This is a genomic window from Arthrobacter sp. CJ23 (genome assembly GCF_024741795.1).
In the GTDB taxonomy this organism is placed as follows: Bacteria; Actinomycetota; Actinomycetes; order Actinomycetales; family Micrococcaceae; genus Arthrobacter.
The window spans coordinates 4240413-4259285 of record NZ_CP102950.1 but is presented as its reverse complement, the minus strand read 5'-3'; the positions used below and the strand labels follow the sequence as shown (position 1 = coordinate 4259285).

The 18873-nt window shown below is 68.3% G+C and carries 15 protein-coding genes and 1 rRNA gene; 11 read left to right on the top strand and 5 right to left on the bottom strand.

Annotation, left to right across the window (positions count from 1 at the left end; all coding sequences use genetic code 11):
* Positions 1-85 precede the first annotated feature (85 nt).
* The 4 genes from rrf (at position 86) to NVV90_RS19220 (ending at position 5393) form a co-directional block, all read left to right on the top strand.
* Positions 86-202 (top strand): 5S ribosomal RNA (rrf, locus tag NVV90_RS19235).
* A 578-nt stretch (positions 203-780) separates the two neighbouring features.
* Positions 781-1068 carry an HU family DNA-binding protein gene (locus tag NVV90_RS19230; RefSeq protein ID WP_009358243.1) on the top strand — a complete coding sequence of 96 codons (288 nt, stop codon included), beginning with the start codon at positions 781-783 and terminating at the stop codon, positions 1066-1068.
* A 165-nt stretch (positions 1069-1233) separates the two neighbouring features.
* Positions 1234-3405 carry a bifunctional copper resistance protein CopD/cytochrome c oxidase assembly protein gene (locus NVV90_RS19225; RefSeq protein WP_258438839.1) on the top strand — a complete coding sequence of 724 codons (2172 nt, stop codon included), beginning with the start codon at positions 1234-1236 and terminating at the stop codon, positions 3403-3405.
* The gene (locus tag NVV90_RS19220; RefSeq protein ID WP_258438838.1) at positions 3405-5393 is read left to right on the top strand and encodes an NHL domain-containing thioredoxin family protein; all 1989 of its coding nucleotides are present in this window, start codon (positions 3405-3407) and stop codon (positions 5391-5393) included. Before NVV90_RS19225 ends, NVV90_RS19220 begins: the two co-directional genes overlap by 1 nt.
* Before the next feature lie 118 nt (positions 5394-5511).
* Here the strand turns inward: NVV90_RS19220 and NVV90_RS19215 are convergent, their stop codons facing one another.
* Entirely contained in the window at positions 5512-6540 is a 1029-nt protein-coding gene (locus NVV90_RS19215; RefSeq protein WP_258438837.1) for a hypothetical protein, read from the bottom strand.
* A gap of 103 nt (positions 6541-6643) precedes the next feature.
* Positions 6644-8341 (bottom strand): DUF853 domain-containing protein, encoded by a 1698-nt coding sequence (locus NVV90_RS19210; RefSeq protein ID WP_258438836.1) that lies wholly within the window; start codon positions 8339-8341, stop codon positions 6644-6646.
* 185 nt (positions 8342-8526) lie between these two features.
* Between NVV90_RS19210 and NVV90_RS19205 the strand changes: the two genes are divergently transcribed.
* Positions 8527-9360, top strand: a complete 834-nt coding sequence (locus NVV90_RS19205; RefSeq protein WP_258438835.1) for a sugar phosphate isomerase/epimerase — start codon at positions 8527-8529, stop codon at positions 9358-9360.
* A 10-nt stretch (positions 9361-9370) separates the two neighbouring features.
* On the opposite strand, the gene NVV90_RS19200 is transcribed toward NVV90_RS19205, so the two are convergent.
* Positions 9371-10411 carry a LacI family DNA-binding transcriptional regulator gene (locus NVV90_RS19200; RefSeq protein ID WP_258438834.1) on the bottom strand — a complete coding sequence of 347 codons (1041 nt, stop codon included), beginning with the start codon at positions 10409-10411 and terminating at the stop codon, positions 9371-9373.
* Between the two features lie 168 nt (positions 10412-10579).
* On the opposite strand from NVV90_RS19200, the gene NVV90_RS19195 reads away from it, so the two are divergent.
* From NVV90_RS19195 to NVV90_RS19180, 4 genes are all read left to right on the top strand, one after another.
* Positions 10580-11749, top strand: a complete 1170-nt coding sequence (locus NVV90_RS19195; RefSeq protein ID WP_258438833.1) for a Gfo/Idh/MocA family protein — start codon at positions 10580-10582, stop codon at positions 11747-11749.
* Positions 11749-12963: a dihydrodipicolinate synthase family protein gene (locus NVV90_RS19190; RefSeq protein WP_258438832.1), complete on the top strand. Its 1215-nt coding sequence runs from the start codon at positions 11749-11751 to the stop codon at positions 12961-12963. The genes NVV90_RS19195 and NVV90_RS19190 overlap by 1 nt, the downstream gene beginning before the upstream one ends.
* A complete protein-coding gene (locus NVV90_RS19185) occupies positions 12960-13817 on the top strand; it encodes a sugar phosphate isomerase/epimerase (protein WP_258438831.1) in 858 nt (285 codons plus the stop codon). Before NVV90_RS19190 ends, NVV90_RS19185 begins: the two co-directional genes overlap by 4 nt.
* 258 nt (positions 13818-14075) lie before the next feature.
* Positions 14076-14234 (top strand): hypothetical protein, encoded by a 159-nt coding sequence (locus NVV90_RS19180; protein WP_258438830.1) that lies wholly within the window; start codon positions 14076-14078, stop codon positions 14232-14234.
* A 10-nt stretch (positions 14235-14244) separates the two neighbouring features.
* Here NVV90_RS19180 and NVV90_RS19175 read toward each other — a convergent pair whose 3' ends face one another.
* Both NVV90_RS19175 and NVV90_RS19170 read right to left on the bottom strand, forming a co-directional pair.
* Positions 14245-14760, bottom strand: coding sequence for a GNAT family N-acetyltransferase (locus tag NVV90_RS19175; protein ID WP_258438829.1), 516 nt, complete (start codon positions 14758-14760; stop codon positions 14245-14247).
* Between the two features lie 57 nt (positions 14761-14817).
* Positions 14818-16761 carry an FAD/NAD(P)-binding domain-containing protein gene (locus NVV90_RS19170; protein ID WP_258438828.1) on the bottom strand — a complete coding sequence of 648 codons (1944 nt, stop codon included), beginning with the start codon at positions 16759-16761 and terminating at the stop codon, positions 14818-14820.
* Positions 16762-17004: 243 nt separating this feature from the next.
* Here NVV90_RS19170 and NVV90_RS19165 point away from each other — a divergent pair, with 243 nt between their 5' ends.
* Positions 17005-17946: an amino acid ABC transporter permease gene (locus tag NVV90_RS19165; RefSeq protein ID WP_258438827.1), complete on the top strand. Its 942-nt coding sequence runs from the start codon at positions 17005-17007 to the stop codon at positions 17944-17946.
* Positions 17943-18872: an amino acid ABC transporter ATP-binding protein gene (locus NVV90_RS19160; RefSeq protein ID WP_258438826.1), complete on the top strand. Its 930-nt coding sequence runs from the start codon at positions 17943-17945 to the stop codon at positions 18870-18872. The genes NVV90_RS19165 and NVV90_RS19160 overlap by 4 nt, the downstream gene beginning before the upstream one ends.
* Position 18873 lies beyond the last annotated feature (1 nt).

Sequence of the window (18873 nt, the reverse complement as noted above, 5' to 3'; positions counted from 1 at the left end):
GCCCGCACGGCAGGAACACATGTTGTAACCACCGTTTTCCCACCCCCGCCACCGCCAGGTGAGTGCGGGGGACGGGACACAGGGTTACGGCGGTCACAGCGTGGGGGAAACGCCCGGTCCCATTCCGAACCCGGAAGCTAAGACCCACAGCGCCGATGGTACTGCACCCGGGAGGGTGTGGGAGAGTAGGACACCGCCGGACACACATCCAGGTCGAGCGCCCCCAACCCCGGTTGGGGGCACTCCCATTTAACCCACAAAACAGCCCACGCTACCCCAGTCCGGGCGCCACCAGCCACGAAGAACAGGCCCCCACCACCAGGTGCAGGGCCACCTTTTGCTTTAACCGGCCAGCCACAGTATGCCGCGAGCGGCACATGGGGAACAAGCGGGGAACGTCCGGCGCACGGAACCGGAACGACCGCCCTGAAACCCAACGCGCATTGGCTCATTCCTACCAGGCACATGCCAGATGCCCGCAAGACCGGGCATTCGCGCGGCAGCCGTGAGGCCGGCGTCGGGCTCTGAAACTCGGGCTCTGAAACGGGGCGCGAAGGCCTGCCGGAAGCGGCCGGTAAGCGGCTGGCATGGGGCCCGGAAAGCCGCCCGGGAGCGGCATGGGGCCAGAAAACCCCGGAAATCCGGTGATTTTGCTCAAAAAAGCGCGGAAACACGCGGAATTTGCTGGCCATGTCTGTCCAAGCTGGTAAGTTTTCGAGCAGTGGCTTGCTCGCACTCCGCTTGAAAGCTCTAAAAACGTATTAGTCCAGGAGGACGTAAATGGCTAAGAACCGTAGTGAACTTGTTGCAGAGGTAGCAGGCAAGGCTGGCACCAGCCAGGCAGCCGTCAACTCCGTGCTCGATGCACTGTTCGAGGTTTTCGAGACTTCCGTCGCTGCCGGCGAGAAGATCACCATCCCGGGCTGGCTCGCAGTTGAGCGCACCGACCGTGCAGCACGCACCGGCCGCAACCCGCAGACCGGCGAAACCATCCAGATCGCCGCTGGCCACAGCGTCAAGCTGACCGCCGGCTCCAAGCTCAAGGCTGCTGTCTCCAACAAGAAGTAATCACCTTCGGAGCACACCTTGGATGGGCGGCAACCAACAGGTTGCCGCCCATCCTTCTTTTAGCGCGTTTTAACGCGCCGATCCGCGGCACGCGCCGGGCCGCAGCCCGGCCGAACCCCAACCAGCCGATTCGCAGCCCGGCGACGGGTAGCGGACAATGGATAGGTGCCATCTGCAAGGAAACCCGCCACCGCCCCTTCGCCTGCTCCCAAGCCGGGAACGCGGGGAGGTGCCGCCGTCGCGGGGATTTCGCTTCCATGGCAACTGGCCGGCCTTGCCGCGCTCTTCCTGGCCCTCGCCGCAGCACTGCTCTTCTCCGGCGCCGCAGCGGCCCGCCAGGTCTCCGATCCCGGCGCGTTTGTCCGCTGGGGCCTGCCGGTGGCCAAAGCCATCCACAACGGCTCCCTGGCCACCGTGATCGGCGGCCTGATCTTCGCCGTCGGGATCCTGCCAAAGAACATCGGCGGCTCCCGCTCCCGGGAGAAGGACGCGGACGCTCCTGAGCACCCGGCCTTCACCTGTGCGCTGGCCGTGGCGGCCGCCGCAGGTGCCGCCTGGACGCTGTCTGCCGTCGCGGTCCTGGTACTGACGTACGCCGACGTCGCGGGGCAGGGCCTCTCCGGCGATGCCGAGTTCACCCGCTCGCTGGTCTACTTCATGACGGACATCGAGACCGGCCGGGCCTGGCTGGCCGTCACCATCATCGCCGCCGTGGTCACCACCGCCCTGTTCGGCGTCCGCTCGCTGACCGGGCTGGCCATCACCCTGGTCCTGGCCCTGATCGGCCTGGTGCCCACCGCGCTGATCGGCCACTCGTCCAGCTCAAGCGACCACGAGGGCGCCATCAACTCCCTCGGCCTGCACTTGGTAGGCGTCTCCACCTGGGTGGGCGGCATCATCATGCTCGCCGTGCTCTCGGGCCTGCTGCGTGGTTCCAAGGCCGCCGGCACCACCGACATCACCGAACAGACCCTCAGCCGCTTCTCCGGGCTGGCAGGCTTTGCGTTCGTGCTGGTCTTCGCCTCCGGCGTGGTGAACGCCAGCATCCGCATCACCAACTGGGGCGACCTGACCGGCTCCGCCTACGGCCAGCTCATCCTGGCCAAAGCCGCCGCCACGCTGGTGCTCGGCGGCATCGGCTTCATGCACCGCCAGTGGGTCATCCCGCAGCTGGGACGCAACACCATGTCCGCCCGCCGCGTGCTCTGGCAGCTGGTGCTCGTCGAACTGCTGGTGATGGGCGCGACGTCGGGACTTGCCGTGGTGCTGGGCCGCTCGGCACCGCCGCAGCCCACCACCTACGCGCCGGACGCCTCGCCGTCGTTCATCCTCTCCGGCTACGAACTGCCGCCCGAACTGACCCCCACGCGCTGGCTCACCGAGTGGCGCCTCGACTGGCTGTGGGTGGGCATCGCGCTCTTCGGCGCGGCGGCCTACATCCTGGGCATCATAAAGCTCTACAAGCGCGGCGACCGCTGGTCCTGGTTCCGCACCGTGAACTGGATCATCGGCCTGGCCGTGCTGACCTTCATCACTTCCGGCCCGCCGGCGGTGTACGGGCGGGTGCTGTTCTCCGCGCACATGGTGGACCACATGGCCCTGACCATGGTGGCGCCGCTGTTCCTGGTCCTCGGTTCGCCGGTGACGCTGGCGCTGCGCGCCCTGCCGTCCCGCGGCGAAGGCACCCACGGATCCCGGGGCCTGCGCGAATGGCTGCTGCTGTTCGTGCACTCCAAGTTCTCGCAACTGGTCACGCACCCGCTGTTCGCCGCCGCCAACTTTGCCGGATCGATCATCCTGTTCTACTACTCGGACGCCTTCGGCTTCGCCATGCGCGACCATGTGGGCCACGAGCTGATGAACGTGCACTTCGCGCTCACCGGCTACATCTTCGTCCTCAGCATGATCGGCACCGACCCGCTGCCGCGCCGCGCCCCCTACCCCATGCGCCTCCTGCTCCTGCTGGCCACCATGGGCTTCCACGCCTTCTTCGGCGTGGCCATCATGGGCGGCACCAGCCTGCTGGCCGCGGACTACTTCGGCAACCTGGGCCGGAGCTGGGGCGGCTCGGCCATCGCGGACCAGCAAATGGGCGGGGCCGTGGCCTGGGGCATCGGCGAGGTGCCCACACTGCTGGTGGCGATCGGCGTCGCGATCATGTGGTCCCGCTCCGACGAGCGCGAGACGAAACGCACGGACCGCGCGGCCGACCGGAATAACGACGCCGAGTTGAACGCTTACAACGACATGTTTGCCCGGCTGGCGGACCGCGATGCCAAGATTGCAGAACGGACTGTCAAGCAGGCCGAACCCGATACAAAGCTGGAAGGACGCTGATGAGCGAAACCGTACGCACCCAATTGCGGGTCCGGGCCTCCGAACTGGAGGGCCGCGGCTGGCTCAACACCGGTGGCAAGTCCCTCGACCTGGAATCCCTGCGCGGCAAGATCGTGCTGCTGGACTTCTGGACCTTCTGCTGCATCAACTGCCTGCACGTCCTGGACGAGCTGCGCCCGCTCGAGGAAAAGTACTCCGACGTCCTGGTGACCGTCGGCGTGCACTCGCCCAAGTTCGAGCACGAGGCCGACCCCGTGGCCCTCGCCGCCGCCGTGGAGCGCTACGAGATCCACCACCCGGTCCTGGACGACCCCGAGCTCGCCACGTGGAAGGCCTATGCGGCCCGCGCCTGGCCCACCCTGGTTGTGGTGGACCCCGAGGGCTACATCGTGGCCCACCTTTCCGGCGAGGGCCACGCTGACGGCCTCGCGGTGCTTCTCGAGGAGCTGGTGGCTGAGCACGAGGCCAAGGGGACCCTGCACCGCGGCGACGGCCCGTACGTGGCCCCCGTCCCGACGTCGGGCACTTTGCGTTTCCCGGGCAAGGCCACCCAGCTGGCCAACGGCAACTACCTGGTGGTCGACTCCGGCCACCACCGCCTGGTGGAGCTCCGCCCGGACCTGGAGACCGTGGAGCGCGTGATCGGTTCCGGCGCCAAGGGCTACGCGGACGGCGGGGCCGAGACCGCGCAGTTCAACGAGCCGCAGGGCTTGGCCGTGCTCCCGTCCGAGCTCGCCTGGAAGCTCGGCTACGACGCCGTGGTGGCCGACACTGTGAACCACCGCCTCCGCGGCGTCACGCTCAGCTCGGGCTACGTCCAGACCGTGGCCGGCAACGGCGTGCAGCGCCTCCTCGACGCCGGTCCGGCCCGCGTGACGGAGTCCGGTGCGGGAGTTTGGTCGGAACACCACGACGACGGTCCGGCAGACTTCGCGGCGGACGCCGTGGACGTCGGGGTGCTGGGGCTCGGGACCGAAGTTTCGCTGTCTTCGCCGTGGGACGTCGTCTGGAGCGAGAAGCTGCAGCGCGTGGTCATCGCGATGGCAGGCACGCACCAGATCTTCGCCTTCGAACCGTTGTCCGGCGTGGTGTCGATCCTGGCCGGTTCGGGACTCGAGGGCCTGCTGAACGGCCCGGCCGAGGAAGCCTGGTTCGCGCAGCCTTCCGGCCTCGCCGTGGACGCCGACCACAACATCTGGGTGGCCGACTCCGAGACCTCGGCCCTGCGCCGCCTGGTCCTCGGCTCAGGGGAACAGGGCGAGCCGGGCATCACCGTGGAGTCCGCCGTGGGCAAGGGCCTGTTCGACTTCGGCTTCCGGGACGGCGAGGCCGCCGAGGCCCGCCTGCAGCACCCGCTGGGCGTCACCGTGCTCCCCGACGGTTCCGTGGCCATCGCGGACACCTACAACGGCGCCGTGCGCCGCTACGACCCCGCCACCCAGTCCGTGTCCACCCTGGCGCGCGGGCTCGCGGAGCCCAGCGACGTCGTCGTGGTCCACCCCGAAGGCGGCGAGCCGCTCCTGGTGGTGGTGGAGTCCAACAAGCACCAGCTGGTCCTGGTCCCGATCCCCAAAGAAGCCCAGCAGGTGGACGAGGGCGCGTCGCAGACGCAGCGGCCCAAGAGCCCGGTTGCCCCGGGGACTCTGGAACTGACCGTGCGCTTCACGGCCCCCACGGGGCAGAAGCTGGACGACCGCTGGGGCGACCCCACGCAGATGAAGATCTCCTCCACCCCGCCCGAACTGCTGGTTTCCGGCGGCGGCACGTCCGTGGGACTGGCGCGCACGCTCGAATTGTCCGCGGACATTCCCGAGGGCATCCTGCACATCACGGCCCGCGCCGCGGCGTGCGACGGCCCGGAGACCGAGGACGGTGAGATCCCGGACCACGCCGCCTGCCACCTGTACCAGCAGGACTGGGGCATCCCGGTGATCCTGCAGGCCGACGGCGACACGGGCCTGGTGTTGGACCTGCGCGGCATGGACTGATCTGCGGTGATTGCCGGAAGGCGATGACCGCTGGAAGGCCCGGCTTCCGACCCTGCGGGGTTGGGGGCCGGGCCGTTCTTGCAACGGGGCTTCTGTTGGGGGCCTGGTTTGCGGGGGCCTAGAAGCTCAGCATCGGGGTGACCGTGACGGTCTGGTCCGCGGTGTCCAGGTGCGTGGTGAAGCTGAAGTCGTGGACCACGTCCAGGTCGCTGACTGCGCCGGTGAACAGGTTGATTTCGCGTGCGGTGAGGCGGGCCTTGCCGTTGAGCGGGGCCACCACCCAGCGGCCGCCGAAGGGCTCGATGCTGATCTTGGGGTACTCGGTGATTTCCCACTTGATGGAGCCTGCCTCCACGCGGTTGCTGACGGCGTGGTAGAACGGGCAATTGGGCTGGAGCCGCTGCTGCTGGGTGGCTTCGGCCGCGCAGCCGTCCAGGAATTCCCTGAGCTTCTCGTCCACGGCCTTGTTCATGGCAGGGGTGGAGCGGGTCTTCAGGTTCAGCGGGGCCTGGCCGCCGTCCCTGCTGGTGACGGAGACCGAGGTGGCGGGCGCCTCGAAGAACGTGCCGTTCAGGCTGGCCTCGTAGTGGCCCGGGTAGAACACGGCAAAGCTGTTGCGGCCGTTGGGCATGTTCACCGGCAGGCCGTTCAGCGTGGCTTCGCTGGAGTTCACCACCGTGACCTCGATGGTGGGCAGCTGCGTGGGCACAAACGCCCATTTGGCGAAGAACAGCCACTGCGTACCGGTCCGTTCCAGGAGGAAATCGGTGTGGAGCGGGCTGCCGTCGATCGTGTAGTCAACGGGGACCGATACCCGGTTGCCGCCACGCGGCTCGGCGTTGCCGAGCTTGACGTCGGACACTTTGGCGGCCGCCGTCTGCAGGGCCGTGCCATCCAGCATGGCAGGGTTGGCGTATGGAACGGAGGCCCGTAACAGGCCCAGAGCTTCCTCGCCTTCGCCCTTCTTCAGGGCGTCCAAATACTCCCGGACGGGCTGCTGGGGGCTGGCCACTGAGGCACTGACCAGATTGACGCACACCACCGCTGCGGCGGCAGCAAGCATCAGACCGAGCAGCCAGCCGGCTGCGGTCTTGACCAATGCTTGGCTCAACTGCACGCTCTTTACGTTACCTGCCAGTGCACCCATACCCGCGCAGGGGGCGGCCGGTGTGACGCACGGAGGCCGCAATGGCGGCGCCGGACGGCGGCCGGAAACGCGCTGCTTCCGGCCCGCCGTCGGGATCCCATGCCTAGCGGCGGCGCCGCGAAGAGGTGCCGAAAACCCCGCGGAGCAGCTCGCGCCCGATCTGCGTGCCGAGGGAGCGGACCATGCTCTTCAGCCCGCCGCCCAGCGCCCCGCCGAGGGTTCCGGCGATGTCGCCGAACATCCCGCCGCCGTCCTGCTGGGGCGCGGGGGCCGGCGGTGCGGGCATCTCGGGGAGCGGCTGTGATGCAGGGCGTGAGCTGGGGCGGCCGAGGATTTCCTCCTCGATCCGGCGGGCATCGGCGTCTACGGCGTTTTGGTCCACGGTGTTCTGGTCCGCAGATCCGGGGACCGGCGGCTGGCCGGGGGCGGCCTCGCCGGTGGGTGCCGCGCCTTGGCCTTTCAGTTTCTCGTAGGCCGACACGTTGTCCACGGCCGTGCCGTACTTGCCCAGCAGCGGCGATGCCGCGATGCTGCTGCGGATCAGCTCGTCCGTGCTGGGACCCATGACGGATTCCGGGGCGCGCAGCCGGGTGAGCGCCACCGGGGTGGGCGCGCCCTTCTCGTTCATCACCGTGATCACGGCCTCGCCGATGCCGGCCGAAGTCAGGGTTTCCTCGAGGTCGTAGTCGCTGACCGGGAAGGTGGACACTGTTGCCTTCAGGGCCTTGGCGTCCTCCGGGGTGAAGGCACGCAGGGCGTGCTGGATGCGGTTGGCGAGCTGCCCAAGGACATCGGAAGGGACGTCCTTGGGGGTCTGGGTGACGAAGAAGATGCCGACACCCTTGGACCGGATGAGCCGGACCGTGGTGGTGATGGCGTCGAGGAAGGCCTTGGAAGCGCCGTTGAAGAGCAGGTGGGCCTCGTCCAGGAAGAAGACCAGCTTGGGCTTGTCCAGGTCGCCGGCCTCCGGGAGGTCCTCGAAAAGGTCCGCGAGCAGCCACATGAGGAAAGTGGAGAACAGCATGGGCTTGGTCTGCAGTGTGGGGAGCTCGAGGCAGCTGATCACGCCGCGGCCGTCCGGGGCCGTGCGCAGGAGTTCGGCGGTATCGAACTCGGGCTCGCCGAAGAACTTCTCCATGCCCTGGGCCTCGAGGTTCACGAGCTCGCGCAGGATGACGCCAGCCGTGGCCTTGGACAGCCCGCCGAGGTCCTCGAGTTCCGCCTTGCCCTCGTCCGAGGTCAGGAACTGGATGACCGCGCGCAGGTCCTTGAGGTCGATGAGTTCCAGGTTCTGCTTGTCAGCGAAGTGGAAGATCAGCTGCAGGCTGGATTCCTGCGTGTCGTTGAGCTCCATGATGCGGGACAGCAGGATGGGGCCGAACGAGGTGATGGTGGCGCGGACCGGAACACCGTTGCCGTCGCCGCCCAGGCTGAGGAATTCCACGGGGAAGACCTTGCCCTCCCAGGGCTGGCCCAGGCTCTGCGTGCGGGCCGTCAGCTTCTCGTTGGCCGTGGCCGCCGTGGCCAGGCCGGAGAGATCGCCTTTGATGTCCGCGAGGAACACCGGGACCCCCGCCGTGGACAGCTGCTCGGCCATCATGTGCAGGGTGACGGTCTTGCCTGTACCCGTGGCACCCGCCACCAGCCCGTGCCGGTTCATCATGGCGAGTGGCAGGCGGACCTGGGCTTCCTTGTGGACTTCGCCATCGACAATCGCGGCGCCAAGCTCAATCGTGGCTCCCTGCAAGGTGTAGCCCTGCTGGATGGTGGCGAGTTTTTCAGCTGCGGTTTTGTTGGCCATGCGCATAGCTTAGCCGGGCACAGTGACGGTTTCGCCGAATGAATTTGAGCTGCATGCCGGAACAAAATCGTTCGCGGTGGAGGCTGCAGACACGGCCTGGATGCACAACGGGGCAGGATTGCTTGGAAAGCGCATTCCCGCTACCGTGGGAGAAATATTCCCCCGAACAGACTGCGAGAATCCCGATGGCATTTGCCCCTGAGACCGGCGCTGGTGGCGGTCCTGACGCCGGCACCCGCTCCGCCCCCGAAGCGACGGAGCGGGCGGCGACCCTCACGCCCGGCATCTGTTCGGTGACCCTCCGTACCTTGGGCATTGACGAGGTGGTTGCTGTTGCCGCCGCGGCCGGCCTGGCCGGAATCGAATGGGGGGCCGATGTCCACGTGGTGGATGCCGCGTCCGCGGACCATGCGCGGGAAGCATGTGCCGCGGCCGGCCTGAAGGTCCTCTCGCTCGGTTCCTACTACCGGGCCGGCGCGTTCGGCGACTTCGACGACGTCGTCGCCCTGGCCGTCCGGGCCGGTGCGCCGCGCGTGCGGATCTGGGCCGGAACCGTCGAGCCGGCCGAAGCAGGCCCGCAGCTATGGGACGCGGTGGTCGAGGACACCCGGCGCATCGCCGCGCTCGCCGCCGCGCAGGACCTCCAGCTCGCCTTTGAATTCCACGGCGGTACGCTGACCAGCACGGTGGAGGGCACCCTGGAACTCCTCGCGCGGGTGGACCGGCCCAATGTGGGTACCTACTGGCAGCCGGCGGTCGGCATCGGCGATGAGGACGCCGTCACCTCGCTGCGCCGCGTGCTGAAGCATGTCACCGGCATCCACTCCTTCTCGTGGTGGCCCGCGACGGAGCGGCTTCCCCTGGAAGGCCGCAAGGAGCTGTGGCAGGCCGTGTGCCAGATGCTCCGGGAAAGCGGCCGGGACATGGACCTGATGCTTGAGTTCGTCGAAGGGGACCTTCCGGGCAACGTCACCCGCGACGCCGGCTTCCTGCGCAGCATCGCCACGGGCGCCGCGTAGCCTGCGGGGCTCAGGAAGAGGAGGTGCTCCGGCGGAGGGCCACGCTGCCGGCGATGGCGGCCGGCCCGGCGTCGTCGGAGATGGCACCCAGGGTCACCAGCCGCCCCAGCTCCTCCAGCGGCAGGCTCACCGTGGACAGCGCCGGCCGGAAGTCGCGCAGCCATTCGATGTCGTCAAAGCCGGCCAGGGCCGCATCGCGCGGAATCTTGAAGCCGTGCTCGCGGAACGCTGCCGCCACTCCGATGGCCATGACGTCGTTGCCCGCGAAAATGCAGGGCCGCGAAAGCTCCGCTGTGGCCAGCTTCCGGGAGATCCCGACGCCGGCGTCGAAGCCGCCGTTCCGGTTGAACGGGGCGCGTACCAGCTCGGCCGCGGGCCGGCCGGCGTCGGACAGCCCCTGCTGGAATCCCTTGATGCGTTCGTCCGAGGTGGCCAGGCCCTCCGGCCCGCCGACAATCATGAACGGGCCGTCGTGTTTCGCCGCCAGCTCCAGTGCGAGCTCCCTGGCCAGCGCTTCGTTGGGCACTGCGACGGTGTAGTACCTGTCCGTTTCGGCGGCGCCGATCACCGGCCGGCCGAGGACGCCCACGCGCCCGCCGTTGCGGCAGTAGCGGTCCAGCTCCGCGGCGAGTTCGGCGTTGGCGCCGGCGTCCTCGGACCGGGTGGACCGCGATCCGGCGATGACGATCGATTCGGCCCGGCGCGCGGCAAAGGCCACCACGGCGTCCTTTTCGCCCGCGGGCGTGCCGTCCGTGGTGGCCAGCAGCACCATGCGGTGTTCCTGGCGGGCGGCGGCCTGCACGCCCTGGGCAATCGCGGAGAAGTAGGGGTCTGCGATGTCGTGGACGATCAGCCCGATGAGCCCCGTGCTGGACTTCGCCAGGGCCTGGGCCTGGGCGTTGGCGACGTAGCCGAGGGCCTCGGCGGCGGCCCGGACGCGTTCGGCGATGCCCTCGCCGGGCTTCCTCGCGGAGCCGTTGAGGACTCTTGAAGCCGTGGCCAGGGAAACTCCTGCCAGCTTGGCGACTTCGGCCAGGGTGCTTGCGGCCACGGGACTTCCTTTCTGGTGGAGCGCTCTGACCACCTTATGGCAGTTCGGCGGGAAATTCTGGAAAGCGCTTGCCCGAATGACCTGGACGATGCACACTAGTGTCAGTGGGAATGCGCTTTCCCACTTTGAACACCACCCCTTTGAACACCACCAAGCTGGAGGACACACATGGGCTTCGAAACGAAGACGATCCGCATCGCCATGAACGGCATCACCGGCCGGATGGGCTACCGCCAGCACTTGCTGCGCTCCATCCTCCCCATTCGCGATGCCGGTGGATTCACCCTCGAGGACGGCACCCGCGTCCAGATTGAACCGATCCTGGTGGGCCGCAACGAGGCCAAGATCCGCGAACTCGCCGAGCTCCACAAGGTCCCCGAATGGTCCACCGACCTGGACGCCGTCATCAACGACCCCAGCGTGGACATCGTCTTTGACGCGTCCATGACCAGCCTCCGCGCCGCCACCCTGAAGAAGGCCATGCGCGCCGGCAAGCACATCTTCACCGAAAAGCCGACGGCCGAGACCCTCGAGGAAGCCATCGAACTCGCCCGGATCGGCAAGGAAGCCGGCGTCACGGCCGGCGTTGTCCACGACAAGCTCTACCTCCCGGGCCTGGTCAAGCTCCGCCGCCTGGTGGACGAAGGCTTCTTCGGCCGCATCCTCTCCATCCGCGGCGAATTCGGCTACTGGGTCTTCGAAGGCGACGTGCAGGCTGCGCAGCGCCCGTCCTGGAACTACCGCAAGGAAGACGGCGGCGGAATGACCACGGACATGTTCTGCCACTGGAACTACGTCCTGGAAGGCATCATCGGCAAGGTCAAGAGCGTCAACGCCAAAACCGCCACCCACATCCCGGCACGCTGGGACGAGGCCGGCAAGGAATACAAGGCCACCGCCGACGACGCCTCCTACGGCATTTTCGAGCTCGAAACCCCCGGTGGTGACGACGTCATCGGCCAGATCAACTCCTCCTGGGCCGTCCGCGTCTACCGCGACGAACTGGTCGAGTTCCAGATCGACGGAACGCACGGTTCCGCCGTCGCCGGCTTGAACAAGTGCGTCGCGCAGCAGCGCGCCCACACCCCCAAGCCCGTCTGGAACCCGGACCTGCCCGTCACCGAATCCTTCCGCAGCCAGTGGCAGGACGTCCCCGCGAACGCAGAACTGGACAACGGCTTCAAGCTGCAGTGGGAAGAATTCCTGCGCGACGTCGTCGCCGGCCGCGAGCACCGCTTCGGCCTGCTCTCCGCTGCCCGCGGCGTGCAGCTCGCCGAGCTGGGCCTGCAGTCCAACGACGAGCGCCGCACCATCGACATCCCGGAGATCACGCTCTGATGACCTCACTGATTCTTCCAACGCCCGACGGCGGCACCCGTGAGTACCGCCTGCAGCCCGCCACCGCCTGGGCCAAGCCCACGGCACCGCTGACGGCGCGTCACGCGTACGCCGCTGCCCATGTCATCCCCGAAGTCGCCGCGGACAACACCCCCGGCGCCCCGGCCCGGCTCGACTGGGATGCCACGCTGGCGTACCGGCACGAGCTGTGGTCCTACGGCCTGGGCGTTGCCGACGCCATGGACACCGCACAGCGCGGCATGGGCCTGGACTGGTCAGCCACCCAGCAGCTCATCAAGCGCACCGGCGCCGAAGCCGCCTCCGTGGTGGCCGCAGGCAACGCGGCCACGGCCGGCAAATCCGTCCGCGACCTTGTCTCCTGCGGCGCCGGCACCGACCAGCTGGACATCGCTGCCGTGCCCGCAGGCGCGGCCGGCCTCCAGGCCGTCATCGAGGCCTACCGCGAGCAGATCGCCGTCGTCAGCGAGGCCGGCCCCAAGGTCATCCTCATGGCGTCCCGTGCCCTGGCGAAGGTGGCCAACGGCGCCGACGACTACCTGCACGTCTACTCCACGCTGCTGCAGGAAGTGGAGCAGCCGGTCATCCTGCACTGGCTCGGCACCATGTTCGACCCCGCGCTGGCCGGATACTGGGGCTCCGACGACGTCTCCGTGGCCACCGAAACGTTCCTCAGCCTGATCCGCGAAAACGCGGACAAGGTGGACGGCGTCAAGGTCTCGCTGCTGGACGCCTCGCACGAGGTTGCCCTCCGCTCTGCACTCCCCGAAGGCGTCCGCCTCTACACTGGCGACGACTTCAATTACCCGGAACTGATCGACGGCGACGGCACCTACCACTCGGACGCCCTGCTGGGCATCTTCGCGGCCATCTACCCGGCCGCTTCGCTTGCCTTGCAGAAGTACGACGCCGGCAACGCTGCGGAAGCTCGCGCCATACTGGACTCCACTCGTGAGCTCGGCAAGCACATCTTCAGCGCGCCCACGTTTTACTACAAGACCGGCATCGCGTTCATGTCCTGGCTCAACGGCAAGCAGCCCGGTTTCCAGATGGTGGGCGGCCTGCACTCGGGCCGCTCCGTGGTGCACCTGGCCAGGACGTTCGAGCTGGCCGACCAGGCCGGGCTGCTGCGGGACCCGTCCCTGGCCGCGTTCCGGATGTCCGACTTCCTGCGGATCAACGGGGTGGGCGCATGAGCGACTTTTCCCGACCGGCCGACTTCTCAAGACTGTCCCTCAACAGCGCCACCACCAAGAAGTGGACGCTCGCCGAGGCCGTGGACGGCTGCGCCCGGGCGGGGATTCCCGCGATCGGCCCGTGGCGTGACCGCGTGGCCGAGGCGGGCCTGGACAAGGCCGCCAAGCTCATCAAGGACGCCGGCCTCCGTGTCTCCTCGCTGTGCCGTGGCGGCTTCCTCACAGCTGCCGACGCTGAAGGACAGGCCGCCGCACTGGCCGACAACCGCGCCGCCGTCCTCGAAGCTGTTGCCTTGGACACCCAGGAACTGTTCCTGGTGGTCGGGGGCCTCGCGCCGGGTGAGAAGGACGTGGTGGCAGCCCGCCAGCGCGTCGCGGACCGCCTCGAGGACCTGGTTCCCTTCGCCGTCGAGCACGGCGTCCGCCTGGTGCTCGAACCGCTGCACCCGATGTACGCGGCCGACCGGGCGCTCATCTCCACCCTGGGGCAGTCGCTGGACCTAGCCGCACCGTACGACGCGAAGGCCGTGGGCGTCGCCGTCGACACTTTCCACGTCTGGTGGGATCCGGAACTGAAGGCGCAGATCGAACGTGCCGGCCGCGAGAACCGCATTGCCTCGTACCAGGTGTGCGATTTCAACCTGCCGATCGCGGCCGATGCGCTGCTGTCGCGCGGCATGATGGGCGACGGCGTCATTGACTTCGCCACCATCGGCACCTGGGTGCAGGACGCGGGATACACGGGCGACATCGAGGTTGAAATCTTCAACCAGGAGATCTGGGACGCCGACGGCCACAGCACCCTGGCCACCCTGAAGCAGCGCTACGCGGAGCTGGTGCTCCCGTTCGCCTGACGCGTTGACGCGCCGACGCGCTGACCCGCCCCCGGACGGGCGGCGCCATGGACTGCGGGTCCCTGCCAGGTCACGGCAGGGGCCCGCTCTTGTGTGTCCACTAATCCTGTGCCGATTGTTTCCGTCCCGGGATTCCGATCGGGCATGTGAGATAAGTGGCACACCCTGGAAACATAACGTCGAAGCAAGGAAACATTCGCCGCATAGGCTGCTTTCACCTGGACAAAGATGTCCAGCTACCAGTGGAAGGACACCCCGATGTTGCTTTGGAACACCATTAGCCTGTTTGTAGATGCAGGCCGGAACGACGGCGGCTCTGGGGACAGCGGCGACCACACCCCGGGCCAGGACGCCGGATTCCCCACCAACCGCCTGTCATCGAGCGCCTGGGAAGGCTGGTGGCACGACGCCGCCTGAACGAAAACAGCTAGCTGGACGCGAGGGATTTGCTGAAGGCCAGGTGCTTGATCTGCTCGGGGTCGGCCTCGAGGTCGAACAACGGCGTGTAGCCGGTGGCCAGGTAGAGGTTCCTGGCCTCGGGCTGCCGCGGGCCGGTGGTGAGGTAGATCCGCTGGTAACCGCGGCGGGCGGCCTCGGCCTCCAGTTCCGCGAGCACCAGCCGGGCCAGGCCGCGGCGCCGGTGCGCGGAGTGGGTCCAGATCCGCTTGAACTCGGCGGTGCGGGCGTCGTATCGGCGGAACGCGCCGCCGGCCACGGTTTCGCCGTTCTCCTGCAGGATGAGCAGGGCACCGTGCGGTGCCGCAAATTCGCCGGCCGGGTATCTGTTGAGTTCCTCCGCCGCGCCACCACTGCCGAACAGGTCCCCGTAGCGGGTGCTGTATTCGACGGCGAGTTCGTCCAGGAGCGGCCGGACCCGGGGATCGCGCATGGGCAGGCTCAGGACGGTGAATCCCGACGCCGGCCGGGTAGGAGTGCTGGTCATGTCATGCCTTTCGTGCGTGTAGCCCAACTAGGTAGCAGTTGTTGTCGTTTTGGAGGCTCAAAACGACAACAACTGCGACTCAGTTGGGTGGGAAGCTGCAATGGTTTCAAGGAGGCGGCGGGCCAGGGCGTCGTTTTCCCGGAACGGCGCGGCGTTGGTGTTGGGGCGGGCAAAGGCGCCCGCACCCCAGCCGGACGTCCACGGACCGACGGCGAAGAGCCCGGCCTGCGGGGCGCCCAGCGGCGACAGCACCTCGTGCGCCCCGGACACCAGCAGCTTACCGGTGGAGTGGGCGCCGTCGGAGGTGAGCAGCCGCTGTTCCGTGCCCCGGCCGCTCGCATGCAACTCAGCCAGCGCGGGGTTGGCCGAGCGCTCCACGGAGGGCGACGGCAGGCGCGCCTCGATATACGCGGCGGCGTCCACCACCACCGGCGACTGGAACGAACCGGCCACGAAACGCCCAATGGATTCGTCCGGCCGCACCCACATGCCGGGCCCCAGGAACTGCACCAGGCCGGCCCGGTGCAGGGCCAGGAGTTCGCGCAGGCGGTGCGGCGGCGGCCCGGAATCGACAAAGCTGAAGAAGCCGTGCCACCAGCCGTGCACCGCCCGCTGGGAACGGGAGTTGAGCCGCTCCTGCGGCACCAGCCTGCCCAGCTCCATGTAGACCTTCAGCAGGGCCGCGAACAGGGCGAGGGTCTCGGAATGGTCCGGGGCCGTGCGCAGGGCGAGATCGTGCTCGATGTAGGCGGCCACCGATTTCTGTACGGCCTCGTGGCTGGAGAACGCGCAGCCGCTGAGGGGCTGGTCGAGGGCTTCGAGGTCCAGCCGGAACGCGGGATCCGGCACGGCCGCGGCCACCAGTTCCTCGCGCCCACGGCTGTACCAGTCGAGGCCGTCGAAACGGGCGGAGAAGCCCTCCCACGTGCCCAGCACCCGCTCCGGGTAGCCGGTGAACAGTTCGCAGTAGAAGGCGTAGCCGGCATCCTTCGCGATGAGCGGCCAGAGATGCGTGCGGAAATCGAGCTCGGCGTGCCTGGCCAGCAGCGCCTCCACGGCGGCGGCCGTGAAGTACCGCGGAGCCCCGGCGGCCTCGCCGCGCAGGGTGGATGAGATCTTGGAGTGGTACGGCACGCCGCGGCGCGATCCGGCCCAGAGCCGCGGCTCGGCGCCGGACGGCAGGTACGCCAGGCCGCCGTCGGACCCTTCCTCGAAACGCCCGCCGCGGCCCTCGAACAGCAGCACCAGCAGGTCCACGAACGCCAGGCCCATGCCGGAGACGATCACATCCTGTCCGGGGGCGATGGCCGAGTAGTCGACGTCGGTGGTGTACGACGGCGCCGCGTGGAAGCCACCGTGGCGGGCGGCGAAGGCGGCCATCCGCTCCGATTCGGCGTCGGGTTTGGAGTCGGTGTGGCCCAGGGAGTAGACCACCACGTCGGCGTCCAGCGCGGCTCCGGACGCCAGGCGCACGCGGTGCCGGCCGCCGTCGGGCCCCTCCTCTGAGGTGCCGGAACGCTCGACGGCGGTGGCCGTGTCCCGGTGCACCGCCACCGAGACGCCGGGGCCGAGGGCCGCGACGGCCCGGCGGAAGAACCACTCGAGGTATTTGCTCTGCAGCTGGCGGCTGGGAAACGACGCCGGGGTGAGCGCGCGCAGCTGCGCCAGAAGGTGCGGCTCCAGCCGGGGGACGTCCCGGATGGAGCCGTCCAGCACGCCGGCGGCCCAGGCGGCCAGCCCTGGGCCGTCCACGGCGGGACCGTCGCAGGCCACGGAGCCATCCGTGAACATGGTGACGTCCGCGGCGGTGGAGTTCAGCAGCAGGCCCGGGTTCTGGTCATGGCGCCAGATCCTCCCGGAGCCGGGCTGGTGCGGTTCCACCACATGGATGCGCAGCGGGCCGTCGAAGAGGGCGGGGCGGTTGGCCGCGAGCCGTTCGAGGATGCCGGCCGCGCGCGGACCGCCGCCGATGAACACGATGGCGGGGACTGTGGACGGCATGGCAACTCCTGGTGGCGGTGGCTGGTGCAGCCCAATCTAGGGACGCCGCAGGGCCGCGGTCGAGGCGCCGGTAACGGCCGTTCACCGTGCGTCATTCCGCGTCAACAAGCGCAAGAAAGCGACTCATGACGCCCTGCGAAGCCGCGTGAAGAAGTGCAAATATCCGCCTTGCTGGCGGCTTCCGGGCGCCCCTAGATTGGCAGCCATCCGATAGCCAACAACCGATCTGAAAGGAGGTGGCGCATGAGCACCATCGCTGCTCCGGCCGTACCCGCCGCCGACTACTCCGACTACCAGCTCGTCCCGGCCCGCCACCCCTGGCGCTGGGTGGGCACCGTTGTGGTGGCCCTGGGCGTCGCCGCCGTGGCCTGGTCCCTGGCCACCAACCCGCGCTGGGAATGGGGTGTGGTGGCGCAGTGGTTCACGGCGCAGTCCGTGGTCAACGGGCTCGTGGAGACCCTCAAGCTGACGGCCATCTCCGGCATTCTCGGCTTTGTGCTGGGCTTCATCCTTGCGCTCATGCGGCTGTCCGCCTCGCCGCTGCTGCTCTCCGTCTCCTGGACGTTCTCCTGGATCTTCCGCTCCACCCCGCTGCTGGTCCAGATGCTGCTTTGGTACAACCTGGGCTATCTCTACGAGAAAATCAGCTTAGGGCTCCCCTTCACGGACGTCCGCTTCTTCGAGGTCCAGACCACCACGCTCATCAGCCAGTTCGCCGCCGCCGTCCTGGGCCTGACCCTGAACCAGGCCGCCTACTCCGCCGAAATCATCCGCGGCGGCATCCTATCCGTCGACCAGGGCCAGCTCGAGGCAGCCGCGGCCCTGGGCATCCCGGCCTGGCGCCGCTCCACCCGGATCGTGCTGCCGCAGGCCATGCGCGCCATCCTGCCCAACGCGTTCAACGAGATCATCGGCCTGGTCAAGGGCACCTCGATCGTCTACGTCCTGGCCTACTCCGAGCTGTTCTACACCGTGCAGGTCATTTACAACCGCACGCAGCAGGTCCTCCCGCTGCTGCTGGTGGCCACGCTCTGGTATGTGGTGATCACCTCGGTGCTGAGCGTCTTCCAGTACTACATCGAGCGCCACTACGCGAAGGGCGCCCTGCGGAACCTGCCGCTGACCCCACTGCAGAAGGCCCGCAAGTTCTTTGCCACCCACGCACCCGTGAAGGAAACCCGATGAGCGCCACCGTCACCTCAAAGCAGCCGACGACGGCGGAGCCAGGCTCTTCAGCCAGCCCGGTTGCCGCTCCGGCCGAGTTCCCCGCTGCCGCCGCTCCGGCGCCGGCCCCCGCCGGTGATGCCGCGGCGAGCCGCGGCCAGGTGGACATCAGCAACGTCCGGAAGTCCTTCGGCACCACCGAGGTCCTCAAGGGCGTGTCCCTGTCCGTGCCGCCGGGCGGCGTCACCGTGATCGTGGGGCCCTCGGGCTCCGGGAAGTCCACGCTGCTGCGGACCATCAACCACCTGGAAAAGGTGGACGGCGGGTACATCACCATCGATGGCCGGCTGGTGGGCTACCAGGTGCGCGGCACCAAGCTCCACGAGCTGCGCGAAAAGGACATCCTGCAGCAGCGCACGGACATCGGCATGGTGTTCCAGAACTTCAACCTGTTCCCGCACCTGACCGCCCTGGAAAACGTGGCCGAGGCGCCGCTGGTCGCACTGCGCCCCGGGGACCCGCGGCGCCGCACCAAGGCGGAGGTCCGTACCCGCGCCCTCGACCTGCTGGACCGGGTGGGCCTGAAGGACCGTGCCGGCGCCTACCCCCGCCAGCTCTCGGGCGGGCAGCAGCAGCGTGTGGCCATCGCCCGGGCGCTCGCCCTGGACCCCAAGATCCTGCTGTTCGACGAGCCCACCTCGGCTCTGGACCCGGAACTCGTCAACGAGGTCCTGGACGTTATCCGCGAGCTCGCCAAGTCCGGCACCACCCTCATCATCGTCACCCACGAGATGGGATTCGCCCGCGATGTGGCGGACACCGTGGTGTTCATGGACCAGGGCCAGATCGTGGAATCCGGCACGCCGCAGGAGATCTTCAGCAATCCCCGTGAGGAACGCACCCGCAGCTTCTTCTCCAAAGTCATCGAACCAGCCTTCAACATCTGAG